This window comes from Plantactinospora solaniradicis, from assembly GCF_042658085.1.
Classification (GTDB): domain Bacteria; phylum Actinomycetota; class Actinomycetes; order Mycobacteriales; family Micromonosporaceae; genus Plantactinospora; species Plantactinospora solaniradicis.
The window spans coordinates 1-1,138 of the sequence record NZ_JBHSPR010000162.1 but is presented as its reverse complement, the minus strand read 5'-3'; the positions used below and the strand labels follow the sequence as shown (position 1 = coordinate 1,138).

Sequence of the window (1,138 nt, the reverse complement as noted above, 5' to 3'; positions counted from 1 at the left end):
CGAGGCCGGTTTTCAGTTCCCGGTAGTCGTGTTCGATTCGCCAGCGCAGCTTCGCCCACCGGACCAGTGTGCGTTTAGGTGTGTTGGCCGGCAGGTTCGACAGCCAGTACTTGGTGGGTTCGGTCTGTCCAGTGGGCCATTCGGCGATCAGCCAGGTTTCGGGTAGGTCTCGTCCGCGGTAGATGGACAGCAGCACCCGTCCGGCGGGACGTACCCGCAGGAAGACGAACCGGGACCGCATCGGGGCCGGCAGGCCCGCGCGGAGGCGGGATCCGTGCCGCCACGCGATGGTGGTGGCGCTGGCTCGTCCGGCGGCCAGGACGAGGTCTTTGATGGTGACCGCCGGGGCGCGGTATCGCGGGGTGGGTCGTCGGCCCACCCCGTCGTAGTCGCCGGTGACGCGTGTCGTGTCGTGCGGGTGTGCACGAATGTAGGTGGGTACCTGTACCAGGTAGGACAGGCCACGCTCGGTCAGGCCGTGTCGGAACAGCGCGGTGTCGCCGTAGCCGGCGTCGGCCAGGATCAGCGGTGGTCGTAGTCCCCACTCGATCATCTCGTCGATCATGTCCAGGCCCAGGCGCCACTTCTCCCGATGCCGGGCATCGTCGGGGATGGCCGCCTTCGCCCGGCGGTGACGGGCGTCGGCGGTGTCCCCGGCGAGGTCGGGGTCCCATGAGACAGGCAGGAAGAGGCGCCAGTTGGCCGGGCAGGAGGCGGCGTCGGTGACCAGGTTGACGCTTACCCCGATCTGGCAGTTCGTGACCTTGCCCGCCGTGCCCGTGTACTGCCGGGCCACCCCGGGCGACGCGGCCCCGCACTTGAGCCAGCCGGTGTCGTCCAACGCCCACGCCGCCGGTGCGATCGCCGCGTCCATCCGCTGCGCCAACCGGCGACGCACCGGCACCACGTCCCACGGGCTGTTCGTGACGAAGTGGTTCAACGCCTGATCGTGTACGTCCGGAAGCCGGCTGGCCATCGGCTGGATCGACTTACGATGCCCGTCGATCATCAGTCCTTGCAGGTAGGACACGGCCCGGTCCCGCCAGCCGCTACGGGTCAGCGACTCGAACACATCCTCGGCGAAACCGGCGAGGACGCCATGCAAGCGTTGTACATCGAGGGGATCCACACACCACCC

At 68.5% G+C, this 1,138-nt stretch carries 1 protein-coding gene; it reads right to left on the bottom strand.

What is annotated here, in order from left to right; genetic code table 11:
- Nucleotides 1–1,129, bottom strand: a 1,129-nt coding sequence (locus tag ACFP2T_RS48050; protein WP_465264303.1) for an IS701 family transposase, incomplete at its 3' end; no start/stop codon positions are given.
- Nucleotides 1,130–1,138: the final 9 nt, after the last annotated feature.